This window comes from Staphylococcus sp. HMSC055C03 (genome assembly GCF_001809385.1).
In the GTDB taxonomy this organism is placed as follows: Bacteria; Bacillota; Bacilli; order Staphylococcales; family Staphylococcaceae; genus Staphylococcus; species Staphylococcus simulans.
Genome location: NZ_KV797474.1, coordinates 121,418 through 142,418 on the forward strand (window position 1 = coordinate 121,418; position 21,001 = coordinate 142,418).

Annotated in this window: 20 protein-coding genes; 13 read left to right on the forward strand and 7 right to left on the reverse strand. The window is 35.6% G+C overall.

Going from position 1 to position 21,001, the window contains the following annotated elements; genetic code table 11:
• Positions 1–85: 85 nt before the first annotated feature.
• Together HMPREF2603_RS00670 and ppx are read right to left on the reverse strand one after the other, a co-directional pair.
• Positions 86–2,254: an RNA degradosome polyphosphate kinase gene (locus HMPREF2603_RS00670; protein WP_002479785.1), complete on the reverse strand. Its 2,169-nt coding sequence runs from the start codon at positions 2,252–2,254 to the stop codon at positions 86–88.
• A gap of 206 nt (positions 2,255–2,460) precedes the next feature.
• Positions 2,461–3,990 (reverse strand): exopolyphosphatase, encoded by a 1,530-nt coding sequence (gene ppx / locus HMPREF2603_RS00675; RefSeq protein ID WP_031262477.1) that lies wholly within the window; start codon positions 3,988–3,990, stop codon positions 2,461–2,463.
• Positions 3,991–4,333: 343 nt separating this feature from the next.
• Here ppx and HMPREF2603_RS00680 point away from each other — a divergent pair, with 343 nt between their 5' ends.
• The 7 genes from HMPREF2603_RS00680 to HMPREF2603_RS00710 all read left to right on the forward strand — a co-directional run bounded on the left by HMPREF2603_RS00680 (position 4,334) and on the right by HMPREF2603_RS00710 (position 10,475).
• On the forward strand, positions 4,334–4,795 hold the full coding sequence (locus HMPREF2603_RS00680) for a DUF1307 domain-containing protein (RefSeq protein WP_002479783.1): 462 nt from the start codon (positions 4,334–4,336) through the stop codon (positions 4,793–4,795).
• 210 nt (positions 4,796–5,005) lie between these two features.
• Positions 5,006–5,614: a stage II sporulation protein M gene (locus HMPREF2603_RS00685; RefSeq protein ID WP_060803593.1), complete on the forward strand. Its 609-nt coding sequence runs from the start codon at positions 5,006–5,008 to the stop codon at positions 5,612–5,614.
• A 192-nt stretch (positions 5,615–5,806) separates the two neighbouring features.
• The gene (locus tag HMPREF2603_RS00690; protein ID WP_002479782.1) at positions 5,807–6,595 is read left to right on the forward strand and encodes a CPBP family intramembrane glutamic endopeptidase; all 789 of its coding nucleotides are present in this window, start codon (positions 5,807–5,809) and stop codon (positions 6,593–6,595) included.
• Positions 6,596–6,783: 188 nt separating this feature from the next.
• Positions 6,784–7,527, forward strand: coding sequence for a CPBP family intramembrane glutamic endopeptidase (locus tag HMPREF2603_RS00695; RefSeq protein ID WP_060803594.1), 744 nt, complete (start codon positions 6,784–6,786; stop codon positions 7,525–7,527).
• A gap of 168 nt (positions 7,528–7,695) precedes the next feature.
• Entirely contained in the window at positions 7,696–8,364 is a 669-nt protein-coding gene (locus HMPREF2603_RS00700) for an ABC transporter ATP-binding protein (RefSeq protein ID WP_023015085.1), read from the forward strand.
• Positions 8,361–9,140, forward strand: coding sequence for an ABC transporter permease (locus tag HMPREF2603_RS00705; RefSeq protein WP_002479779.1), 780 nt, complete (start codon positions 8,361–8,363; stop codon positions 9,138–9,140). The genes HMPREF2603_RS00700 and HMPREF2603_RS00705 overlap by 4 nt, the downstream gene beginning before the upstream one ends.
• 171 nt (positions 9,141–9,311) lie before the next feature.
• On the forward strand, positions 9,312–10,475 hold the full coding sequence (locus tag HMPREF2603_RS00710; RefSeq protein WP_002479778.1) for an MFS transporter: 1,164 nt from the start codon (positions 9,312–9,314) through the stop codon (positions 10,473–10,475).
• A 38-nt stretch (positions 10,476–10,513) separates the two neighbouring features.
• Here HMPREF2603_RS00710 and HMPREF2603_RS00715 read toward each other — a convergent pair whose 3' ends face one another.
• Together HMPREF2603_RS00715 and HMPREF2603_RS00720 are read right to left on the reverse strand one after the other, a co-directional pair.
• Positions 10,514–11,893 carry a carboxylesterase family protein gene (locus HMPREF2603_RS00715; protein WP_070463332.1) on the reverse strand — a complete coding sequence of 460 codons (1,380 nt, stop codon included), beginning with the start codon at positions 11,891–11,893 and terminating at the stop codon, positions 10,514–10,516.
• Positions 11,894–11,975: 82 nt separating this feature from the next.
• Entirely contained in the window at positions 11,976–13,613 is a 1,638-nt protein-coding gene (locus HMPREF2603_RS00720) for an APC family permease (protein WP_070501865.1), read from the reverse strand.
• 476 nt (positions 13,614–14,089) lie between these two features.
• On the opposite strand from HMPREF2603_RS00720, the gene HMPREF2603_RS00725 reads away from it, so the two are divergent.
• From HMPREF2603_RS00725 to HMPREF2603_RS00750, 6 genes are all read left to right on the forward strand, one after another.
• Positions 14,090–14,686 carry a YdeI/OmpD-associated family protein gene (locus HMPREF2603_RS00725; protein WP_070463335.1) on the forward strand — a complete coding sequence of 199 codons (597 nt, stop codon included), beginning with the start codon at positions 14,090–14,092 and terminating at the stop codon, positions 14,684–14,686.
• A gap of 466 nt (positions 14,687–15,152) precedes the next feature.
• On the forward strand, positions 15,153–16,367 hold the full coding sequence (locus HMPREF2603_RS00730) for a betaine/proline/choline family ABC transporter ATP-binding protein (RefSeq protein WP_002479773.1): 1,215 nt from the start codon (positions 15,153–15,155) through the stop codon (positions 16,365–16,367).
• The gene (locus HMPREF2603_RS00735; RefSeq protein WP_002479772.1) at positions 16,367–16,996 is read left to right on the forward strand and encodes an ABC transporter permease; all 630 of its coding nucleotides are present in this window, start codon (positions 16,367–16,369) and stop codon (positions 16,994–16,996) included. The genes HMPREF2603_RS00730 and HMPREF2603_RS00735 overlap by 1 nt, the downstream gene beginning before the upstream one ends.
• 31 nt (positions 16,997–17,027) lie before the next feature.
• Entirely contained in the window at positions 17,028–17,972 is a 945-nt protein-coding gene (locus tag HMPREF2603_RS00740) for an osmoprotectant ABC transporter substrate-binding protein (RefSeq protein WP_002479771.1), read from the forward strand.
• Entirely contained in the window at positions 17,972–18,661 is a 690-nt protein-coding gene (locus HMPREF2603_RS00745; RefSeq protein ID WP_002479770.1) for an ABC transporter permease, read from the forward strand. Before HMPREF2603_RS00740 ends, HMPREF2603_RS00745 begins: the two co-directional genes overlap by 1 nt.
• A gap of 93 nt (positions 18,662–18,754) precedes the next feature.
• Positions 18,755–19,522, forward strand: coding sequence for an alpha/beta hydrolase (locus HMPREF2603_RS00750; protein ID WP_023015080.1), 768 nt, complete (start codon positions 18,755–18,757; stop codon positions 19,520–19,522).
• 113 nt (positions 19,523–19,635) lie between these two features.
• Here the strand turns inward: HMPREF2603_RS00750 and HMPREF2603_RS00755 are convergent, their stop codons facing one another.
• Genes HMPREF2603_RS00755 through HMPREF2603_RS00765 form a run of 3 tightly spaced genes read right to left on the reverse strand, consistent with a single transcriptional unit; the run spans position 19,636 to position 20,921 of the window.
• Positions 19,636–20,178 carry a TetR/AcrR family transcriptional regulator gene (locus tag HMPREF2603_RS00755; RefSeq protein WP_002479768.1) on the reverse strand — a complete coding sequence of 181 codons (543 nt, stop codon included), beginning with the start codon at positions 20,176–20,178 and terminating at the stop codon, positions 19,636–19,638.
• A 1-nt stretch (position 20,179) separates the two neighbouring features.
• Positions 20,180–20,542, reverse strand: coding sequence for a DUF3147 family protein (locus tag HMPREF2603_RS00760; protein WP_002479767.1), 363 nt, complete (start codon positions 20,540–20,542; stop codon positions 20,180–20,182).
• A 19-nt stretch (positions 20,543–20,561) separates the two neighbouring features.
• Complete coding sequence (locus tag HMPREF2603_RS00765) at positions 20,562–20,921, reverse strand: DUF3147 family protein (RefSeq protein ID WP_002479766.1); 360 nt, start codon at positions 20,919–20,921, stop codon at positions 20,562–20,564.
• Positions 20,922–21,001 lie beyond the last annotated feature (80 nt).

Consider the following 21,001-nt stretch of genomic DNA (forward strand, 5'->3'; position numbering starts at 1 on the left):
TGGAAAATAGAAATGAATAAATGAAAAGACCCGCGGCTTGCGGGTCTTTGCTTATTTCTCACACTTTATTGATATGAGACTTATCTTAAGATTTAAATGTATTTTTTAAACGTGAAATCCAATTACGTCTTGGTTGAGACGTACCCTTGGGACGCGCCTCAGTAAATGGTGTTTTGTGTTTGATAGCTTTTGCTAATTCAACTGCTTGATGCATCAAGTAAAGTTGTGAATTTAAAGGCAGTTGATTGTTGTTAACGTAATGGTAGACGCCATTCTTATCTTGATAACGACCTTTTTGGTTATCAGATAATTGTAAGTTCACAAAGTTTAATAAGCGTTCTCTGATTTTCGCATCATGAACAGGGAATAAAATTTCTACACGTTTAATCATGTTACGTGTCATCGCATCTGCAGATGATAAATAGATTTTTTCATCTCCATTGTTATGGAAGTAGTAGATACGAGAATGTTCTAAGAAACGACCTACAATACTTACAACTTCAATATTGTCGCTCACGCCTGGAACACCAGGTTTCAAACAGCAGATACCACGGATAATCAATTGAATTTTAACACCTGCTTGTGATGCTTCAAATAACTTTTTGATAATCGTTTTATCTGTTAAAGAGTTCATTTTCATAATGATATGACCATTGCCATATTCTTGATGATTTTTGATTTCAGTTTCGATACGTTCTACGAATACATCACGAATATCAAACGGTGCTACAATCAATTCATTGTAGTGAGGTTTGATTGAATAACCGCTTAAGTAGTTGAAGAAGTTAATCGCATCTTCAGCAATACCTTTATGTGTTGTGATGATACCCATATCTGTATAGATTTCCGCTGTTTTATCGTTATAGTTACCAGTACCTAAGTGTACAAAGGGTACAAGACGACCTTTTAAGCGTTTAACCACTAATGTAATTTTACTGTGTGTTTTCAGATGTGTCATACCGTAAATTACATGACAACCTGCATCTTCTAACATACGTGCCCAATGGACGTTGTTTTCTTCATCGAAGCGGGCTTTCAATTCAACAAGAACAGTGACTTGTTTACCTTGTTCAGCCGCATATTTCAAACTTTTGATAATCGGTGAATCTTTGCTGACACGATACAATGTTTGTTTAATCGCAATTGTATCAGGATCTTCAGCAGCTTCACGGATGAAGTCGACAATCGGTTCAAATGATTCGTATGGGTGATGGAAGAAAATGTCACGTTTTAACGCTAAATCATAGACATCATTGTAACCTAATGATTCAGGAATTTGTGGTGTATAACGGTCATAACGTAGGTTTGGCAGTTGTGGTGTTAAGTAACCAACTAAACCAAATACCATTGTTAAATCTAATGGACCATCCACAAAGTAAACATCATCGTCATGAATTTCTAATTGTTCTTTTAGACCTTCAATGTCTAATTCATTTGTATTACGTGAATCAACTTCTAGACGTACAGCTGAACCGCTTTTACGCATTTTCAAGAAACGTTCGATTTCGATTAATAAATCTTCAGCACCGTCTTCATGAATCGTTAAGTCAGCATTACGTGTAATACGGAATGTGAAAGTTTTTCTGATGTCATAACCTTGGAAGAGGAATTCAATGAAATAATCGATTACATCCTCAACCATTAAAACGTATTGTTTATCTTCATCTTTTAAAATCATGAAACGATCAATTAACGATGGAATTTGAACAATTGCTGTATTTGTTGTTTCATCAGTATCTAATTCTACAAAGATATTCAAACTTTTATTAACTAGCTTCGGGAATGGATGATATGCATCAATGCCCAGTGGTGTTAACGTCGGTAAAATATTATTTTTGAATTCTTGTTCTAATTCATTTTGTAACGTTTCATTTAAATCTTGTGGTTTGGTAGTAATCACATTATATTCGCGTAAACGATTCGTCAATTCGTTATAGCGTTCGTACTGTAAATCAACAAGTGGCGTATTTTTTTCTTTTATAGCAGCCAGTTGTTGTTTAGGTGTCATTTGAGATTTGTTCTCGGGTTTGTTGAAGTTCATTTTAACTTGGTCTTGCAGCCCAGCTACACGGACCATAAAGAACTCGTCTAAGTTAGATGCGAAAATCGCAATAAAATTTAATTGTTCTAATAAAGGATTTGTTTTGTCGCTCGCTTCTTGTAACACACGATAGTTGAAGTCGAGCCAGCTTAATTCTCGGTTATTGTAAAACTCTGGTTTGTTGAGATCTTTTTCAACGACTTGATTTTCCATAATGACCACCCCATGGTAAGTAAATAGACTTTATTTAAATAAAAAAATTGAAATGACTATGTTCTGTGATGTCATTCAGAGATGTCAGTAATTGCAATTTAAATTTTATATTGAACGCTCAAGTGCAACTTGTTGTATAACTTATTTCATTGTATACAAATGCTTAAATCCACAGAAACATCCATTTGTAACTTAACATATTAATGTTAAGATTTTGTAAAGTTTATTGATACTTTTCCTTTTAATACTTTTTCTAAGTGTTTCTTTTGACGGTTTGCTTGATATTCTTCTGCAATCGGATGACCGGTGTAATAGGCATTTAAAGTATAATGCTCTTTATCATTTTTCACGAGTTCAATACGTTTGATTGGATTGGTATGTGACACATTCAAGGCATCGATGAATTTTAAAATACCGCCAAGAGATTGTAAGTCGCTTAGTTGGTCACTGTTCAACCAACCGGTTTCATCATTATAGAATTTTAATAAGCTTTTATTTTTAAAGCTTGCCATTAACGCTAATTGAACACGATCATGGTGACTAAAACCATCAATCATTGAGTTTGAGATAATGTAATACGTATGTTGTGATGCTGAATCGGCATCGATAAAACGACCTAAATAATAAATATAAGCCGCTTGTTTAAAAAGACGTTGGTCTTTCTCAGATAACTTGATAATGTCCTGTTCTTTTAATTGATCTAATAAGTCACCAGCTAAAACGACACGTTGTTTGGCACCTACACCTTCATGTTTATAGGTGTTAGACAATTGATATAATGCACGGTTACGAACGTTAAAACGATCAAAAGCATCTTTGATCTTTTGGTTGAGTTGATACATCACATAACCTTCACGTAAACCTTTTCTAGAGAAAGTGAATTGTGTCGCATCCACTTGTTTGAATAATGCTTTAAAGACAGCGACAGCAGGTAGAATGATATCTACACGGTCACGACTTAAGCCGTCTAAGTTTGTTAAGTCGTCACGTGAACTGTCTTCAATTAAATCAAAAACTTGATTTAAGTCATCGCCCGTCATGGTATAACAATGCACGCCGCCAATAGGGTAAGCGACTTCAGATTGATGGATACGTGCTACGTTACGTGCAGAACCGCCGACACCGACTAAAGCTACTTTTTGGTTATTGATCCAATCAAGTGAACCAAAGGCTTTGTCTAAGAATTTCTGCATTTTTTTAATCGCATCTTTGTCATTATGATCTTTACCTTCAAAGAATTTACGAGATAAAGTAACGACACCGAATGGGAAACTGTGAGAATGAATTAACTCTTTTCCTTTAAATAACGTAACTTCAGTAGAACCACCACCGATATCGACAGAAAGTCCATCTACAATGGCAGTAGAGTTAATAATCGCATAGAAACCGTAATAAGCTTCATCTAATTCTGGAACGATAGATAGTTTCATACCGATTTTTTTCTTCACTTGTTTTAAAATGTCGTCTCTGTTTTTCGACTGACGAATTGCAGCTGTCGCAATCGGATGCAGTTCGTCTACTTTATATTCATCTGCGACTTTCTTAAAGCTTTGTAATGCTGAAATTAAGACATGGACACCTTCATCATTCATCGTCAAGTCATCTTCTAAATATTGACTTAAACGTGCAGGTGTTTTTATATTTTGTATTTCCGTAAGGCCTGTTTTACTATCGTATTCAAACACAACTAATCTAATGGTGTTTGAACCGATATCGATTAATCCAATGCGTTTCATGAGAACCCCCTCTGATTGCTTAGAAGCAGTCAGCAGACGATTAATCAATTTCTGTCCTGGTAAAATCATATGACTAACTCCTTCTTTTAAAAAATGAGAACGCTTAATGCCTGATATGACAACAAGAGTCACATTCTTTACTCACTTTAATTTTATCACAAAACATTACATTCTACATTAACTGTATAGACTAAAATGATAGTAATATTCATTATTTTGAACAAGCAATCGCGTACACTTTAAATTTTCAAATAGGACATAAAAAATAGATAATAGAGATACGTGGAAATGAAAAAAGGTGGTATAATAATTTTATTAAATGGATAAGAAAAGAGGGAACGATATGAAACGCAGCCTTCTCTTTATGGGGATAATTATGTTGAGTCTTTTCGTCTTAGCAGCTTGTGAAAAAGAACAATCCAAAACATATCAAGGCGAATTAGCGGGGGCAGATGTCATTGATACTTTAACTTATAAAGGCGATAAAATGGTTAAACAATCAATGATTATGACAATTAAGTACGACGAAAATGGACTTTCGAAAAGTGATGCTGAAAATATTTTAGCTAAACAAGAAAAAGTGTTCGAAGGTTTAAAAGGTGTTAAATACAAAAAAGATATCAAAGAAGACAAAGCAGTTCAAAAAGTAGACATTGATTATAAAGAAGCAGATTTAAAACAGTTATCACATAGAGTCGGTGTGACTGGGCCAAAAGAAGGCAATGACTACGTCGACGTTAAATCTGTAGAACGATCATTGAAAAAATCTGGTTTAACTGTTAAAAAACCACTCAGCGAAGAATAATCTCATCATAAAAACAGCAAGTCACTTCAGTGTGATTTGTTGTTTTTTGTTGCTTTTAATCAGATACTAAACATTAAATATAATACTAAATATAGATTTTAACGTGATTAAATAAGAATAATTGTTATAATCAAATTGGTAATGATGGAGAGCTTTCGATTCATCCTAAAGTAATCAATTAATTTGATAATTTAAAAAGAGAGACTAACTATGTTAAATATCCAAGATTCAAATTATTTTAAGAGAACTATTAAAATTTTCGTCGTAGCAATGACTCTTATTTTAATTGCTTTTGTGTTATCGCTTATCTTTAGCCCATCAATTGAAACTTTTAAAAGTATATCAAGTGGTTTACCTTCTAACCTTGAGGATGCACAAGGATTAAATAAAGTTTGGGAATATATATTAAATAATGGTGGCCGTGTTCCGCTTCAAATGTTTATATTTTCCTTAATTCCAATACCATTTTTGTACTGTTTAAATATAATTTCTACAAGCATAGTTACAGGTATCATGTTTGGATTTGCAATTCATTTTGATTTTAATAAAGGGATTATTATGGTCGGATCCGCAATTCCCCATGCAATTATAGAGATATTTGCCATGTGCATCGTTATTAGTGGTTTATATAAATTAAATCAAGCAATCGTCAGAAAGATAAGCAATTTATTTAGAAGTAATAAAAAGCAAAATTTTTCATTTAAACTAGCTTTAAGTAATTTGCTAAAAGTATATCTTCTAGTTGCTTTACCTTTATACATACTCGCAGCGTTTTTAGAAACATACTTCACAGATTTCATATATAATCTTTTCACTTAAAGACAATGTTGCTATATTTTAATAGTCGGCATTAGGACGATATTTTTGTCTGATTTTTATTAAACATTAAGAATGAATTTTTGAAAATATACACAAAAATCACATTAAATAAACGAGTGATATGTTATAATCTTGTTTTGAAACGAAAGCAAGCAGTTAACGTATAAGTAGCTGCTTAGAAAAGGTGATATCGTGAATGAAAACGAACAACGTCCATTAGCTCAAACACAAGATAATCCTTATCAGTCAAATCGTGTAATGAAACGAGATTTTTGGTTGATTCCGCTGTTCTTCCTTGTGATTCCATTAATTACTGCACTAGTGATGTTTCCATTACGTTTAATATATGAAAGCCAATTTGGTGATTTAACAAGGCATACATTTATATTGTTGAATGTGATCGGCAGTTTAGTAGGTCAAATAGTGGTAGTACTGATTTATTACTTGATGCATCGAAAATATATCATACCAATTGCGAAAGCACGTTTTGCGAAAGTAAAACGCTATGCTTGGGTGTTACTCCTTACATACTTAGCGATGTCTGTTGCACAAGCAATCTATGGTGGATTGATGTTATTACTACCGAAACATCTGCAATTTGATAACACACAAAACCAAATGATTCTTCTTCAACTCTTTGATAATCCTTGGGCATGGCCAGTTTTATTTATTGATATTGTGATTTTGACACCGATTATAGAAGAATTGATATTCCGTCATTTAATTATCCATGAACTTGGTAAGAAAATCGGATATACAGCTGGTGCTATTTTATCCATTATTATATTTGCGGGTATTCATGTAACAGGGGCTGTCTCGCCATTTGAATTCGGTGTATATGCGATCATGGCAGGTGCATTAGTCTTTGTTTATATGTATTCACGTCGTAATTTAGCGGTATCTATTGCTTTTCATATGATTATTAATGGTATTGGCTTTATCGGCATTGTCGGTCAGTTCATTATGGATAAATTTTCATAATATAAAAGCATAATCAAACACTCTAAAGGCTGCATATGCAGTCTTTTTTCATTTCCTAGGAAATAATTAAATTAAATCGCGCATTATATAGACTTTGATGGTTAAGATAAGTTTTTAACGTTTTATGATTTATTTATGCAAATCTGGTTCAGTTTTGTACAATAAAGAAAACAACAAGAGGTGACAACATGACACAAACAACAAAGACACTAGAAAATCCTTTTGACTCAACTAAAGTTATGAAACGTGATTTCTTCCTATTTCCGTTATCTTTCTTCTTATTATTTGGTGCGGCAATACTACTACAACTTGTGCTTGGTCTTTATTATGGTGCCACTAATCGAGAAGTTCCGATGATAAAGTATGAAGAGTTTGGCGGTATCGCACAAGATGCCTCAAGTTTAGGTTTGTTATTCATTTTCTACTTAATGCATAGACGTTATCTGATACCTATCGCGAAAGAGAGGATCAGGCGTGCATTTAAACTATGGTATCTAATTATTGGCGGAGGTATTGTGGTTTTCACTTTAAATGCCGGTATAGGATACCTTATGGAACATGTGTTACACCTAGATAATACGCAAAACCAAGCTATGATTGAAGCTATGTTTGAACATCAATGGTTATGGCCATTCTTATTTATCAGCATTGTTGTCCTCGCGCCAATTGTAGAGGAGCTTTTATACAGACATGTGATTATTCATGAGCTCGGTAAGAAAATCGGCAATGTTCTAGCAACACTATTATCCATTATTTTGTTCGCGGGTATACATATGATGTATGCGACTTCTATATATGAAGCTTTACCTTATGTGATGATGGGTACGGTCTTTTCTATTGTTTATTTGATGAGTCGAAAAAACTTAGCGGTTGCGATTTTGCTTCATGCCTTCAACAACGCAATCGGCTTTATTTTGATGTTATTTTCTTAAGTCATAGATATGCATGAACACTGGCTAAGTATAAAGTCAGTGTTTTTATTCTATACTTAGATAATTGTCATATTTTTCAAAATTGAAATATGTTAAATTGTATAAGAAAGGGAATAGTAAGGTGATGGATAATGTCATCTCTCTAGATTGAAGAAAAGGAGCAGTAGTATGGCGATTTTAGAATTAAAAGATGTGTGCTACAAAGCGGATAAACGTCTGATTATTGACCATTTAGACTTAACGGTTAAAAAAGGCGAAAAAATCGCAGTTGTAGGACCGTCCGGCAGCGGGAAAAGTACGCTGTTTCATTTGTTGTGTGATTTAATCAGTCCGACGAGCGGTCATATGTATTATAACGGCAAGGAATACGATGCGTATGAGCCGGAAACATTACGTCAACGTATCAGTTATATGCCGCAAGAAACAGATTTATTTGATCGTACAATCGGAGAAAATTTAGCGTTTCCTTCTATTGCGCGAAATGATAAATTCGATAAAGACAGAGCGTTAAAACTATTATCAGAATTTGGTTTAGGTCATTATGATTTAGACACTAACGTTGAGTTTTTATCTGGAGGAGAACGTCAGCGTATCTGTTTAGCGCGTCAGTTGATGTACATACCAGATGTTTTATTATTAGATGAGGCCACAAGTGCTTTAGATGCGGATAATACCGAGAAAGCAGAAGATGTTATTTTTGGCTTAGCGAAAGATGAAGGGGTATCAATTATGTGGATTACCCATAGCTATGACCAAAGTATGTCACACTTTGACCGTCGTGTGGATATTGTCGATGGTAAAGTCAATAAAGATAAGAAAGGGGTAATTGATGTATGAGTACAACAGCCTTAGCCCTGACGGCACTGTTATTAATTATCCCGATTGCAGTCTCTATTAAAGAGAAATTAAACATAGCAAAAGATTTAATCATCGCATCGATTCGTGCAGTAATTCAGTTAGTTATCTTAGGTTACATTCTGCATTTCATATTTGATTTGGATGAACCGTGGATTTTAATTTTATTCGTCTTAATCATTATTATTAACGCGTCATGGAATACAATCAGTCGTGCATCTAAAGTGATGCACCATGTCTTTTGGATTTCATTTGTATCTATCTTTATCGGTACCGCAATTCCATTAGCCGTGATTGTCTTTGTGGGCGCTATTAAATTTACCGGCAATGAATTGATTCCTATCGCAGGGATGCTTGCGAATAATGGATTAATTGCGATTAACCTTGCGTATCAAAACTTAGATCGTGCTTTTGTGAAAGAATACGGTACAATCGAATGTAAACTTGCATTAGCCGCAACACCGAAGTTAGCGTCTAAATCAGCAGTAAGAGAAAGTATTAAACTTGCGATTGTCCCAACGATTGATTCAGTGAAAACATATGGTTTAGTTTCTATTCCAGGGATGATGACAGGTATGATTATTAGTGGCGTGGATCCGCTTCAAGCCATCAAATTCCAACTCTTAGTTGTCTTTATCCATACCACTGCGACAATCACAACAGCACTCATCGCAACATATCTAAGTTATAAACAATTCTTTAACCATCGTCATCAACTCATCGGCAGTATGATGGAAGATGAAGATGATGATAACTAAATCTACATTAAACAGAGCTGTAAAGCTGGGAAACTATTTCTGCTTTACAGCTCTGTTTTTTTAGCGAATATTGAAAAATAAATTCATCCACTTACATTTTGATTTCAATTCAACTATAATGGAAAGGTTGAAAATATTAATTTTACATACAAAAGAGAGGAGGCAAAGAGAATGTCAGTTATGAGAATAGTGACGTTTATTATCAGTGTGTTTATTGTCGGCATGGTCGAAATGATGGTTGCTGGGATAATGAATTTAATGAGCGCGGATTTACATGTTTCAGAAGCGTGGATTGGTCAATTAGTGACGTTATACGCAGTTACTTTCGCCGTTTGCGGCCCGATTCTAGTCAAAGTTACTAATCGTTTCAGTGCGAAAACAGTATTACTTTGGACCATTGCAGTCTTTGTCTTCGGTAATGCGTTAATTGCGGTATCACCGAATTTCACATTACTGATTATCGGACGTATTATTTCTTCAGCTGCCGCAGCTTTGATTATTGTTAAAATTTTAGCGCTGACAGCTATGCTGACGGCACCACAGAATCGCGGTAAAATGATTGGTATTGTGTATTCAGGGTTCAGTGGTGCGAATGTCTTCGGCGTACCGATCGGAACGATGCTTGGAGGATGGCTCGGTTGGCGCGCGACGTTCGTTTTTATTATCGTGGTTAGTGTCGTAGCTGCTTTCTTAATGATGCGTTACTTACCGACACCTGCTGAACTGTCCACTGCGTCAGGTGATACATCTGATACGTCGTCACAATACAAAATTTTAAACCGTGCAGAAATCATTAAATATTTAGCAGTGACCTTTATGTTGCTGACTGCGAATTCAATTACGTTTGTCTACATTAATCCGTTGATGCTGACAAATGGTTATGACATTCAATTTGTCTCTATTATTTTATTAGTAAATGGAATTGCCGGAACATTAGGGACATCCATGGGTGGTTTCCTTGCAGATAAATTAACTAGTAAGACTTGGTTATTAATTGCCGCAATTGCGTTTACGTTATCTTTAGCCGCAGTTAACTGGTTTATTACGAATTCTATCATCATTGTATTAATCATCTTTATTTGGAATATCATGGAATGGAGTACTAACCCAGCCGTACAAAGTGGTTTGATCGACCACGTGAAAGGCGACGCGAGCCAAGTGCTCAGCTGGAATATGTCTAGTTTGAACGCAGGTATTGCAGCGGGCGGTATGATTGGTGGCTTAATCGTCTCAAATATCGGTGTACATGCGGTTGCTTATAGTTCAAGTATCTTAGGCATTGTGATTGTATTAATTGTCTTAAGTATTAAACAAACACAAAAGCCACAAATATAAACAAAACGCTTAATCCAATTTTGGGTTAAGCGTTTTTCTTATTCGAAAATATAAGCATCTTCAATTGTTGTATAAACAGACCAATCCACATGACCCTCTGTCACAAATTTGCCTAGTGTGTCCATCATCTGTTGCATCAAAGTATGTGTATGAGGCGTTATAGGAAGATGATGAGCATGTAAAATATCTGTATGTCCGAACCAAAAAACAACATCTAAAATATGATAAGGTGTTTTAAAATTTTGAGCTGTTGGTGCACTCCAATTAAAACAGTAGAGCCATTTCTTCTTATATTGATAATGATCTAACCAACGTAAGGATGGTTGTTTAAATTCATAATAGGTGATTGCTTCTGACTGGCCCTTGCCCGTTGTGATATCAAAGGCAGCTGTATTTACGGTTACATCATTATTTTTCATGATTTCTAAAAAGCGCTCAGGTGCTAACTTGCGTGATTCATTACGGATATAACAATCACCTTCTTGTTCAGTGAAACCCACTAACACAGGCCACTTGTCAGGGGTTGTATCTACCATAGTGGATTCATCAAAGATAGGACTGTAAATTAATTCTAAACCTTTAGAAGGTCCGTACTGCGCTAAATCTTCTTCTAGCGCATGCATCATTTGATGTGTTGAGAGTGCTGCTAAGTTGGTGGTATCATAAAGTTTTGTAACTGTATTCAGAAAATGTTGCGCAGTGTTTTGACTGTGTTGTACCTCAACAAAACGTAATGGGCCACTCATTAAGACCGCTTTATGAAAAAGAAGTTGTGCTGCTTTTAGATGCATTAATGCTTGAATACTCATGGCACCTGCAGACTGTCCACACAAAGTGATGTTGTTAGAATCTCCACCGAAGTCTTCGATGAATTGGTTGACCCACAATAATGCGGTGAATTGATCGGATAAGCCGCAGTTCATATCGTAATCTTCATGAATCGCATTAAAATTCAAATAGCCGAGTGCACCTAAACGATAGTTGAACGTAATGACAATGACTTGCGCATGTTCAGCGAATGTTTGTGGGTTATAAAGTTCAGCTGAACCGTGACCATTGAGATAACCGCCGCCATAAAACCAAATCATAACTGGTAATTTTTGATTGAAAGAAGCGGTGATGGGTTTCCAAATATTTAAATATAAGCAATCTTCGCTTTGAAGTTTAATCTTAGGCACTTGTGTGTCTTCAGGATGTGTAGAGAAAAACGCTTCAAGTTTATTAAAGGGTTGGGGCGGAATGGCTTTAAATTGATCAGCATGTAAAGGTTCTGACCATGTTGTTTTAAGTTCAGCATGTTTAAAGCGTCTTTCGTTAATGGGCGGATAAGCGTAAGGAATACCAAAATACGTTTCACAGTGTTGTTTAATTTGTCCGATAATCGTGCCTGCTTTTGTGTGTCTTGTAATAGATGTCATCATACTCGCTCCTTTCCTCTAACATAGCATAAAAAAAGAAACAGCTGAGAGACATAACATCTGTTCAGCTGTTTCATATCATTTATTTTGATGAAGTTTTAGCTTCTGCTTGGCTAGAAATATCTTTTTCTAAAGTTTGGTTGATTTCTACTGCGTTCTTATAGTACTTACTTTCAAAGTAACTGCCGATACCGATTTTATAGAAGACTAAAGCGACGATAATAATGACTATAAAGTCATATGGATAATGAATCCAGTTAATACCGTTAAAGTCTTTACTGCCGATAAAGGATAGTCCAGAAAGTACAAGTAAATAGATAATCAACCATAGACTGCCGCGCAATTGATTGCGAGTGTTTTCCCAGTTTAATTTGTATTCATAGAAGAAGTACATCGGTAAACCTAGAATAATGATAAAGATAACTTTCGCAGTCGTCGGCCACATTGCCCAATAAATCGCAAGTGACGTTAAGGCGAACGATAAAGGTGCCGCTATTTTCAAGAAGCGTGCTTTAAATGGACGATGAAGTTTTGGCCCCATCTTTCTTAAAGCCATCGCTGTTGTCGGCCCTGTTAAATACGCAACTAATGTTGAGGTTGCGATCACGGTTGCGAGTGTACCCCAAGATCTGAATAACGTCACCATAACCATTGCTAGAATGGCATTGACAATAATTGCGACTCTTGGAATATTATATTGTTTGTTGATACGGCCTAAAATTTTAGGAATATGTCCATTTTTCTCCATAGCGCTTAATACACGACCTGTTGAAGCAACGAATGAGACCCCAGTTCCAAATGGTGAAACGAATGCTTCAATGTATAGTAAAATCGCTAGCCAATTCAAGTTTAATAGGATGGCTAAGTCAGCGAAAGGTGAGTTGAATTGAATACCTTTCCAGCCTTTATCAGCGACCATATTTTCAGGCATAGATGTAATAAAGACACTTTGTAGAACGACATATAATAACGCAGTTAATGATAAACAAATCACGATACCGCGTAAAATGTTTTTCTCTGGTTTTTCAATTTCAGCACCCATGTTGATAATGGTTTGGAATGCGTTGAATGAAAAGATAATCCCTGATACTGTAACCGCCGCAAATATCGGTGCAGTACCATAAGGAATGAAACTGCTTAATGAATGACCATAGTTTCCTGGGTGGAAACCTGATAGTAATAATAAGATGACTGTTAATGTCGGTACACCTAATTTAAAGAATGAGATTAAACTTGTAAAAGATGTAAGAACTTTCACTGACCAATAGTTCAACAGTGAAAAGATAATAATAATGACATATACAGCGAATAAACCAATATTACTGATTGTACCGTCTTTCATCAGAACACTTGTGAACTTTGCCCACTCCCAAGGCCAAGAACTCATGTATTGTACAGCAGATACGGCTTCAATCGGGATAATCGTAACTAAAGCAACCCAGTTCGCCCAAGAGGCGATAAAGCCGAGTAATGAACCGTGTGTATATTGTGCATAGTTGCTCATCCCGCCAGATTGCGGCAGCATTGTCGCGACTTCGATATAGTTATATGCGACTAAACTGATGATGATGAAACCAATCACCCATGAAAAGATTGCTGCAGGACCTGCAACAGATGAAGCTTCCCATGCCCCGAACAGCCAACCTGAACCGATTAATGAACCAAGTCCAAGTAACACAAGCTGTGACAGGCTGATTTTACCACTATTAGTTTGTTTCATAGTAAAACTCCTAAGTTTCAGAGAACATGCTCTCTTTATTTGTAAAGCAAAATAAGCTTGCTTCATTTTTAAATCAGGCAAACCTAACTCATGATAGAACATTATACGGAAAATTCAGATGACGTCAACAGGAAAAGGACAGGTTTATATTTTATGAATGAAAACGCATGAAAATACGATATAACGGTAATTTTTGTATATTCATTAATGGTGATAATACATAAAAAACTGTCGTGGCGCATTTTCTTGTTTTAATATATTTAATGATTATGCATAGAGAAAAAGTAGAAAACAAATTAAAATGCAAGAAAATCATCGCTTATAATCAAGACAATCAATGACAACTCTGGAATGAGAAAGAAAAAGAGAAAAGTAAGTGAATGAGTGTTTTAGAATACAAAAAGTGTAAAATTGAGGATTAGAAAAATAGATAAATGGCTATGGTATATTAAGCCTGTAAAAAAAGGAGCACAACAATGATAAAGAACAGATTAAATGATAAAGCAGAAGCATATTTCACACGTGCGCAAGAGTGGTATGATGAATATAAAGCACTACGTGCTATTATCTTGAAAAATGAAGACTTAACAGAGGATTACAAATGGATGCATCCATGTTATACCTTGAATGGTAAAAATGTGGTGTTGATTCATGGTTTCAAAGATTATTGTGCATTGTTGTTTCATAAGGGTGCTTTAATGAAGGATCCAGAACATAAGTTGATTCAACAAACTAAAAATGTACAAGCAGCAAGACAATTACGTTTTACATCACTTGCTCAAATCGAAGCAGAATCAGAAATGATTGCAGCTTATGTGGATGAAGCAGTGGAAATTGAGCGTTCTGGTAAAAAGGTCGAAATGAAAAAGACTGAGGAGTATGACATGCCGCAAGAATTACAAGCAGCGTTGGAAGCGGATGAACAGTTAAATGAAGCATTTAACAATCTTACTCCTGGGCGTCAGCGTCAGTATATGTATTTTATCGGCCAAGCCAAACGGGAAGCTACAAGAAAAGCGCGTGTTGAAAAATACAAAGCTCAAATTTTAGCAGGTAAAGGTATGAATGATTAGTCGTTTTAAGTAATTTAGTTACGCGGTAGGGATTAAATATTGATTTAATCCACTCTAAATTATGAAATTTTGAAAATATGTCAATTTTTTTCAAAAAAATTCGCGATTAATCCGACCAAATGGTTTAGTTTGTGTTATAGTTATAAAGTACACTATTAATCAAGTAAGTCGAAGATACAATTTTTAATTTATTGTATTGAACAAAAGAACAGACACTGTTGAACAGCGCTGTATTATAACGTAGTTGAGGTGAAGGTTGCAGCGCAACCGAATCTAAAGCAATTAACAAGTCATTTGCGACTTTGTTTAGGAACTTATCCGTTAAGTTATTGAAACATTGGGCAAGTGATTTTTTTATTGACTGCTTTTAGGTGTGTACAGAGAACAATAGACAGACTGTTCTTTACTCACAACTTAGAACTTACTTTAGGCTTAAACAAATTCGATAAAGAAAGGAATTACTTTAATGCTTAGTATTAAGAACTTATCTAAGGTTTACCCTGGAGGTAAAAAAGCGGTAGATGATATCTCGCTTGATATTCAATCAGGGGAATTTGTTGCATTTATTGGTACAAGTGGTAGTGGTAAAACAACTGCTTTACGTATGATCAATCGTATGATTGAAGCAACGAAAGGACAAATTACGATTGATGGCAAAGATGTCAGAAAGATGAATGCGGTAGAATTACGACGCAGTATTGGTTATGTGATTCAACAAATCGGTTTAATGCCGCACATGACAATCAAAGAAAACATTGTACTGGTTCCAAAATTATTAAAATGGCCAGAAGAAAAGAAAGATAAAAAAGCACGTGAGTTAATTAAATTAGTTGACTTACCAGAAGAATACTTAGATCGTTATCCATCTGAATTATCAGGCGGACAACAACAACGTATCGGGGTTGTACGTGCTTTAGCAGCTGAACAAGACATTATCTTAATGGATGAACCGTTCGGTGCTTTAGACCCGATTACACGTGATACATTACAAGACTTAGTTAAAGAGTTACAACAAAAACTAGGTAAAACATTTGTTTTCGTTACACATGATATGGATGAAGCAATCAAACTTGCAGATAAGATTTGTATTATGTCTGAAGGTAAAGTCGTTCAATTCGACACACCAGATAATATTTTACGTCATCCAGCGAATGACTTCGTACGTGATTTCATCGGTCAAAACCGTTTGATTCAAGACCGTCCGAATATGCGTACAGTAGAAGATGCGATGATTAAACCAATTACAGTTCGTGCAGACGATTCATTAAACCATGCGGTTGATGTGATGCGTCGTCATCGTATCGATACAATCTTTGTGGTAACTAACCAAGACAGATTCTTAGGTTACATGGATATTGAAGATATCAACCAAGGATTACGTGCAGGTAAAGAACTGATTGATACAATGCAACGTGATATTTATCGCGTAAATGTGAATAGTAAATTACAAGACACAGTACGTACGATTTTAAAACGTAACGTACGTAACGTGCCGGTGGTTGATGATCACGACACATTAGTCGGTTTAATCACACGTGCCAACTTAGTAGATATTGTTTATGACAGCATTTGGGGTGAAGGTGCTGAAGAAGCGCTACAAGAATCTGAAGCATCAGGTATTAAAGAAGCACCGGTAGAAATGAATCACGAAAAAACGTCGGATGCAGGAGTTGAGCGATAATGAAAGAATTCCTTCAAGAATATGGCGGCGAACTGATTCAAAAGACGGGCGAACATTTCTTTATTTCTATTGTTGCGCTTCTCATCGCTATCGTCGTAGCAGTGCCGATCGGTATTTTGTTAGCTAAAACTAAAAAAGCAGCAAGTATTGTATTAACAACAGCAGGTGTGCTGCAAACGATTCCGACACTTGCAGTATTAGCCATTATGATTCCAATTTTCGGTGTAGGTAAAACACCAGCAATTATCGCATTGTTTGTGTATATCTTATTACCGATTTTAAATAACACTGTATTGGGTGTTCAAAATATCAACCCAGATGTTCGCCAAGCAGCGATCAGTATGGGAATGACAAAATTCCAACTGATGAAAGATGTTGAGATGCCTTTAGCATTACCGTTAATTCTAAGTGGTATCCGCTTATCAAGTGTATATGTTATCAGTTGGGCAACACTTGCAAGTTATGTAGGTGCAGGCGGTTTAGGAGACTTCGTCTTCAACGGATTGAACTTATATAATCCAATCATGATTGTGAGTGCTGCAGTACTTGTTACAGCATTAGCATTAATTGTCGATTACGTACTACGCGCAGTAGAAAAATGGGCAGTACCAAAAGGCTTAAAAGCATAAAATATCCAGATAGGGAGGACATTGGAACTTTATGAAACAGATAAAAAAATACTTGATTCTGATGGTGACTTGTCTTGTTGTATTATCTGGATGCAGTCTGCCTGGTTTAGGCGGTGGTCGTGCAGATGATGATTCAGTAGAAATTACATCACTTGCAACAAGTGAGTCTCAAATCATGTCACATATGGTGCGCTTAATGATTGAGCACGAAACAAAAGATAAAATCAAACCGACATTAATTAATAATATGGGTTCAAGTACCATCCAACATAACGCGTTGATGAACGGTGACGCGAATGTTTCAGGTACACGTTATACAGGTACGGACTTGGTCGGTGCTTTAGGTGAAGATCCAATTAAGGATCCTAAAAAAGCAATGAAAGTGACACAAGAAGGATTCGATAAAAAATTCAATCAAAAATTCTTTGATTCTTACGGTTTTGATAACACGTACGCTTTCATGGTGACAAAAGAAACAGCAGAAAAATATGACTTAGAAACAGTTTCTGACTTAAAGAAACATGAAAAAGAGTTACGCTTAGGTGTAGATAGTTCTTGGTTGAACCGTAAAGGTGACGGTTATCCAGGATTCAAAAAAGAGTACGGCATTAGTTTTAATACTGTACGTCCAATGCAAATCGGTTTAGTTTATGATGCATTGAAAAGTAAAAAACTAGATGTTGCATTAGGTTATTCAACTGATGGACGTATCGCGGCATATGACTTGAAAGTATTAAAAGACGATAGAAAGTTCTTCCCGCCATATGATGCGAGTCCAGTTGCTAAAAAAGATTTATTAAAGAAACATCCTGAAATTAATACAGCATTGAAAAAATTAGAAGGCAAAATTTCAACAGAAGAAATGCAGCATTTGAACTATGAAGCAGACGGACAAGGTAAAGAGCCTGCAGTCGTAGCCGAAGAGTTCTTACAAAAACATAATTATTTCGAAGATAAGAAAGGCGGGCAAAAATAATGAAAGGTAATTTATTCCAACAGCTGATTGAATACTATTCATTGAACGCCGGTTATCTGTGGGGACTTTTCTTCCAACACTTACTCATGTCAGTTTATGGCGTTATCTTTGCTGCGATTGTCGGAATTCCAATTGGTATTCTGATTTCAAGATTCGGCAAATTATCTAAGACTGTCATTACTATTGCGAACATCATTCAAACAGTTCCTGTTATCGCAATGTTAGCCATTCTGATGTTAGTCATGGGATTAGGTCCAACAACAGTTGTAGTCACTGTATTCTTATATGCCTTATTACCGATTATTCAGAACACATACTCAGGTATTATCGGTGTCGATGCCAATATCAAAGATGCTGGTAAAGGTATGGGTATGACAGGTAATCAAGTATTGCGTATGATTGAATTACCACTAGCTTTATCAGTGATTATCGGTGGCTTACGTATCGCATTAGTTGTCGCAATTGGTGTTGTAGCGGTTGGTTCATTCATCGGTGCACCGACACTGGGTGATATTATCATCCGTGGTACAAACGCGACAGACGGCACAACATTCATTCTTGCAGGTGCGATTCCAATTGCTTTAATCGCAGTCATCATCGATATTGTTTTAAGATTCTTAGAAAAACGTCTCGATCCTGTGAAGAAAAGAAAACCGAAAGGTCCACTACCTCAAGGTGTAGATGGGTAATTAAATTAGAAGGTATCGCATGCAAGATGATTTCATCTGATATGCGATACCTTTATCATTGGTATTGAAACTAATCATAAGGAGGAACTTATTATGGCATGGTTACAAGTTAATTATGATTCAATCACATTAGGTAAAGAACAACGCTTTAATGCATTTTTACCAGAAGAACCTTCACAATTTGAAACAGGTAAACCCGCAAAAGAATTACCTGTGCTTTTATTACTACATGGTTTATCAAGCGATGAAACATCTTATTTAAGATTTACAAGTTTAGAACGTTATGCGAAAGAACGTCAAATCGCAGTGATTATGCCAGCAGGCGATCACAGTGGTTATGCGAATATGGGTTATGGTCATAATTATTATGATTATGTATTAGAAGTATTTGATTATGCACTTCAAATCTTACCGTTATCTAAACGTCGTGAAGACCACTTTATCGCAGGTCATTCTATGGGTGGTTATGGCACAATCAAATATGCATTAACACAAACAGAGCGCTTTTCTAAAGCAGCACCGTTATCTGCAGTCTTTACACCTGATTGGTTGATGAATATAGATTGGCATGACTTCTCTAAACATGCGATATTAGGAGAGAAAACAGCGGCTAGAGGAACAGAACTTGACCCTTATTACTTGGTAGATCAAGCAATAGAAAAAGGATTAGATATTCCTGAATTATTGATTATGTGCGGTACAGAAGATGATTTATACCAAGACAACCGTGATTTCATCAGCTATTTAGATGACAAAAAAATCGCATATCAATTCGAAGATGGTCCAGGTAAACATGATTATGCTTACTGGGACAAAGCAATTGAATATGCATTAGATTGGTTCTTAAAAGATAGAAAATAATATAGAAATCAGCGAAATAGAAACACAGTGATAAAAAAATTCCCCTCAAACTCAAAAATAGGTTTGAGGGGAATTTTTATATCATTTTCTATTCTTGTTAAACAGCTGAAAGGTTAAGAAGGACGATAGGCATCAATCACAGTATTTAACATGTTATAGATATATTCATCTGTAAGCACTTCAGGTTTAATTAAGATATTAAAATAAATCGGTGAGAAGATTAAATCAATAAACATATCTTGATGTTCCTCTGGTATATAAGGTGCGCTGACTTGTTTTAACATCTGACGATATTGGTTGAAATAATCTTCCATAAAGTGATTGCGCAAGTCATTCTCTTCATTGGTTAATAAGATTTGAATGACTGCTTTACCTAATGGTGTTTTATAAAGACGTGTGATTTTAATCAAAGTGGCATATAAATCTTCAAAGAAATCACCTTGAAGTGTGACATCAGAATGTGCCTTGTTTAAAAACATATCAATAATCATACTGTCTTTATCTTTCCAACGACGATAAATAGTCGCCTTTGAAATCTGTGTATTTTCAGCTAATTCATCTATAGTAATAGAATTATAGGATTCACGTTCTAACATTTTGCCTAACTCATCAAAAATCCTTATATTTATCTTCGGATCTTTTGGTCTGCCTGCCATATTAATGACCTCGTTTCAAATGTGCTAGTTTCTCTACTATCTCAAAAATGATGATTGCGCTCAAGAACCATGCAATTAAACCAACGAAAATACTGAGAATCCAGTTGTTTGTCCAAACTAACATCAACCAAGTAGCTAAGATGTTGAATAAAACACCTGTCATACCGAATACTGCACCATTACTGACATGAGCTGCAACTTTGTCACCATATTGTATACCAGAAGCAATTAAAGCGATTAAGAATACAGCTGGAAATACTGCGAAGATACCGCCGAATTCTTTCCATGGAATAATAACAGATACTATATAACTCAAGCAGACGGACATGCCGCCGGCTAAAAATTTAACCAATAGCATTTTCATTTTTTATTCAAACCTCCGATTAAATATGTTTCAGTGCTAGGATGATACAAGATAAAACAAACCAGCAGGCGATAGAGAATACTGCGCCTTTTCTATATCCGATATGTTTTACCGCGATTGCTGTTAAAGCGACACTGATAATACAGCCGATAATACCGATAACAGCACCAGCACTTAAGTGGATAGATTCATAAACTAATTTATTGCCGGAAAAGTCAACAGATAATGTGACTAAGGCAGCTAAATAAACAGCTGGGAAAGTAGAAAAGATACCACCCAATTTGCCGCCGAGTTTTGACGCGATAACAGTCGCCAAAGTAACAGCCAATCCACCGAATATAAAGCGGATGATCAAGCTTATTAATGAAATGCCGAACATAATGAAAATTCATCCCAATCTATATAGTTTTAAAACGAAACGTATCGTTTACTAATAGTGTAATACGCACATATTTTCTT

Excerpts from the sequence above, each read along its gene's own strand:
- HMPREF2603_RS00755 (WP_002479768.1), bottom strand. The coding sequence starts at position 20,178 with ATGGCAGGCAGACCAAAAGATCCGAAGATAAATATAAGGATTTTTGAT.
- HMPREF2603_RS00735 (WP_002479772.1), top strand. The coding sequence starts at position 16,367 with ATGAAAGAATTCCTTCAAGAATATGGCGGCGAACTGATTCAAAAGACG.
- HMPREF2603_RS00750 (WP_023015080.1), top strand. The coding sequence starts at position 18,755 with ATGGCATGGTTACAAGTTAATTATGATTCAATCACATTAGGTAAAGAA.
- HMPREF2603_RS00670 (WP_002479785.1), bottom strand. The coding sequence starts at position 2,254 with ATGGAAAATCAAGTCGTTGAAAAAGATCTCAACAAACCAGAGTTTTAC.
- HMPREF2603_RS00700 (WP_023015085.1), top strand. The coding sequence starts at position 7,696 with ATGGCGATTTTAGAATTAAAAGATGTGTGCTACAAAGCGGATAAACGT.
- HMPREF2603_RS00765 (WP_002479766.1), bottom strand. The coding sequence starts at position 20,921 with ATGTTCGGCATTTCATTAATAAGCTTGATCATCCGCTTTATATTCGGT.
- HMPREF2603_RS00745 (WP_002479770.1), top strand. The coding sequence starts at position 17,972 with ATGAAAGGTAATTTATTCCAACAGCTGATTGAATACTATTCATTGAAC.
- HMPREF2603_RS00720 (WP_070501865.1), bottom strand. The coding sequence starts at position 13,613 with ATGAAACAAACTAATAGTGGTAAAATCAGCCTGTCACAGCTTGTGTTA.
- HMPREF2603_RS00695 (WP_060803594.1), top strand. The coding sequence starts at position 6,784 with ATGACACAAACAACAAAGACACTAGAAAATCCTTTTGACTCAACTAAA.
- HMPREF2603_RS00725 (WP_070463335.1), top strand. The coding sequence starts at position 14,090 with ATGATAAAGAACAGATTAAATGATAAAGCAGAAGCATATTTCACACGT.
- HMPREF2603_RS00730 (WP_002479773.1), top strand. The coding sequence starts at position 15,153 with ATGCTTAGTATTAAGAACTTATCTAAGGTTTACCCTGGAGGTAAAAAA.
- HMPREF2603_RS00710 (WP_002479778.1), top strand. The coding sequence starts at position 9,312 with ATGTCAGTTATGAGAATAGTGACGTTTATTATCAGTGTGTTTATTGTC.
- HMPREF2603_RS00705 (WP_002479779.1), top strand. The coding sequence starts at position 8,361 with ATGAGTACAACAGCCTTAGCCCTGACGGCACTGTTATTAATTATCCCG.
- HMPREF2603_RS00685 (WP_060803593.1), top strand. The coding sequence starts at position 5,006 with ATGTTAAATATCCAAGATTCAAATTATTTTAAGAGAACTATTAAAATT.
- HMPREF2603_RS00740 (WP_002479771.1), top strand. The coding sequence starts at position 17,028 with ATGAAACAGATAAAAAAATACTTGATTCTGATGGTGACTTGTCTTGTT.
- HMPREF2603_RS00715 (WP_070463332.1), bottom strand. The coding sequence starts at position 11,893 with ATGACATCTATTACAAGACACACAAAAGCAGGCACGATTATCGGACAA.
- HMPREF2603_RS00680 (WP_002479783.1), top strand. The coding sequence starts at position 4,334 with ATGAAACGCAGCCTTCTCTTTATGGGGATAATTATGTTGAGTCTTTTC.
- HMPREF2603_RS00760 (WP_002479767.1), bottom strand. The coding sequence starts at position 20,542 with ATGAAAATGCTATTGGTTAAATTTTTAGCCGGCGGCATGTCCGTCTGC.
- ppx (WP_031262477.1), bottom strand. The coding sequence starts at position 3,990 with ATGAAACGCATTGGATTAATCGATATCGGTTCAAACACCATTAGATTA.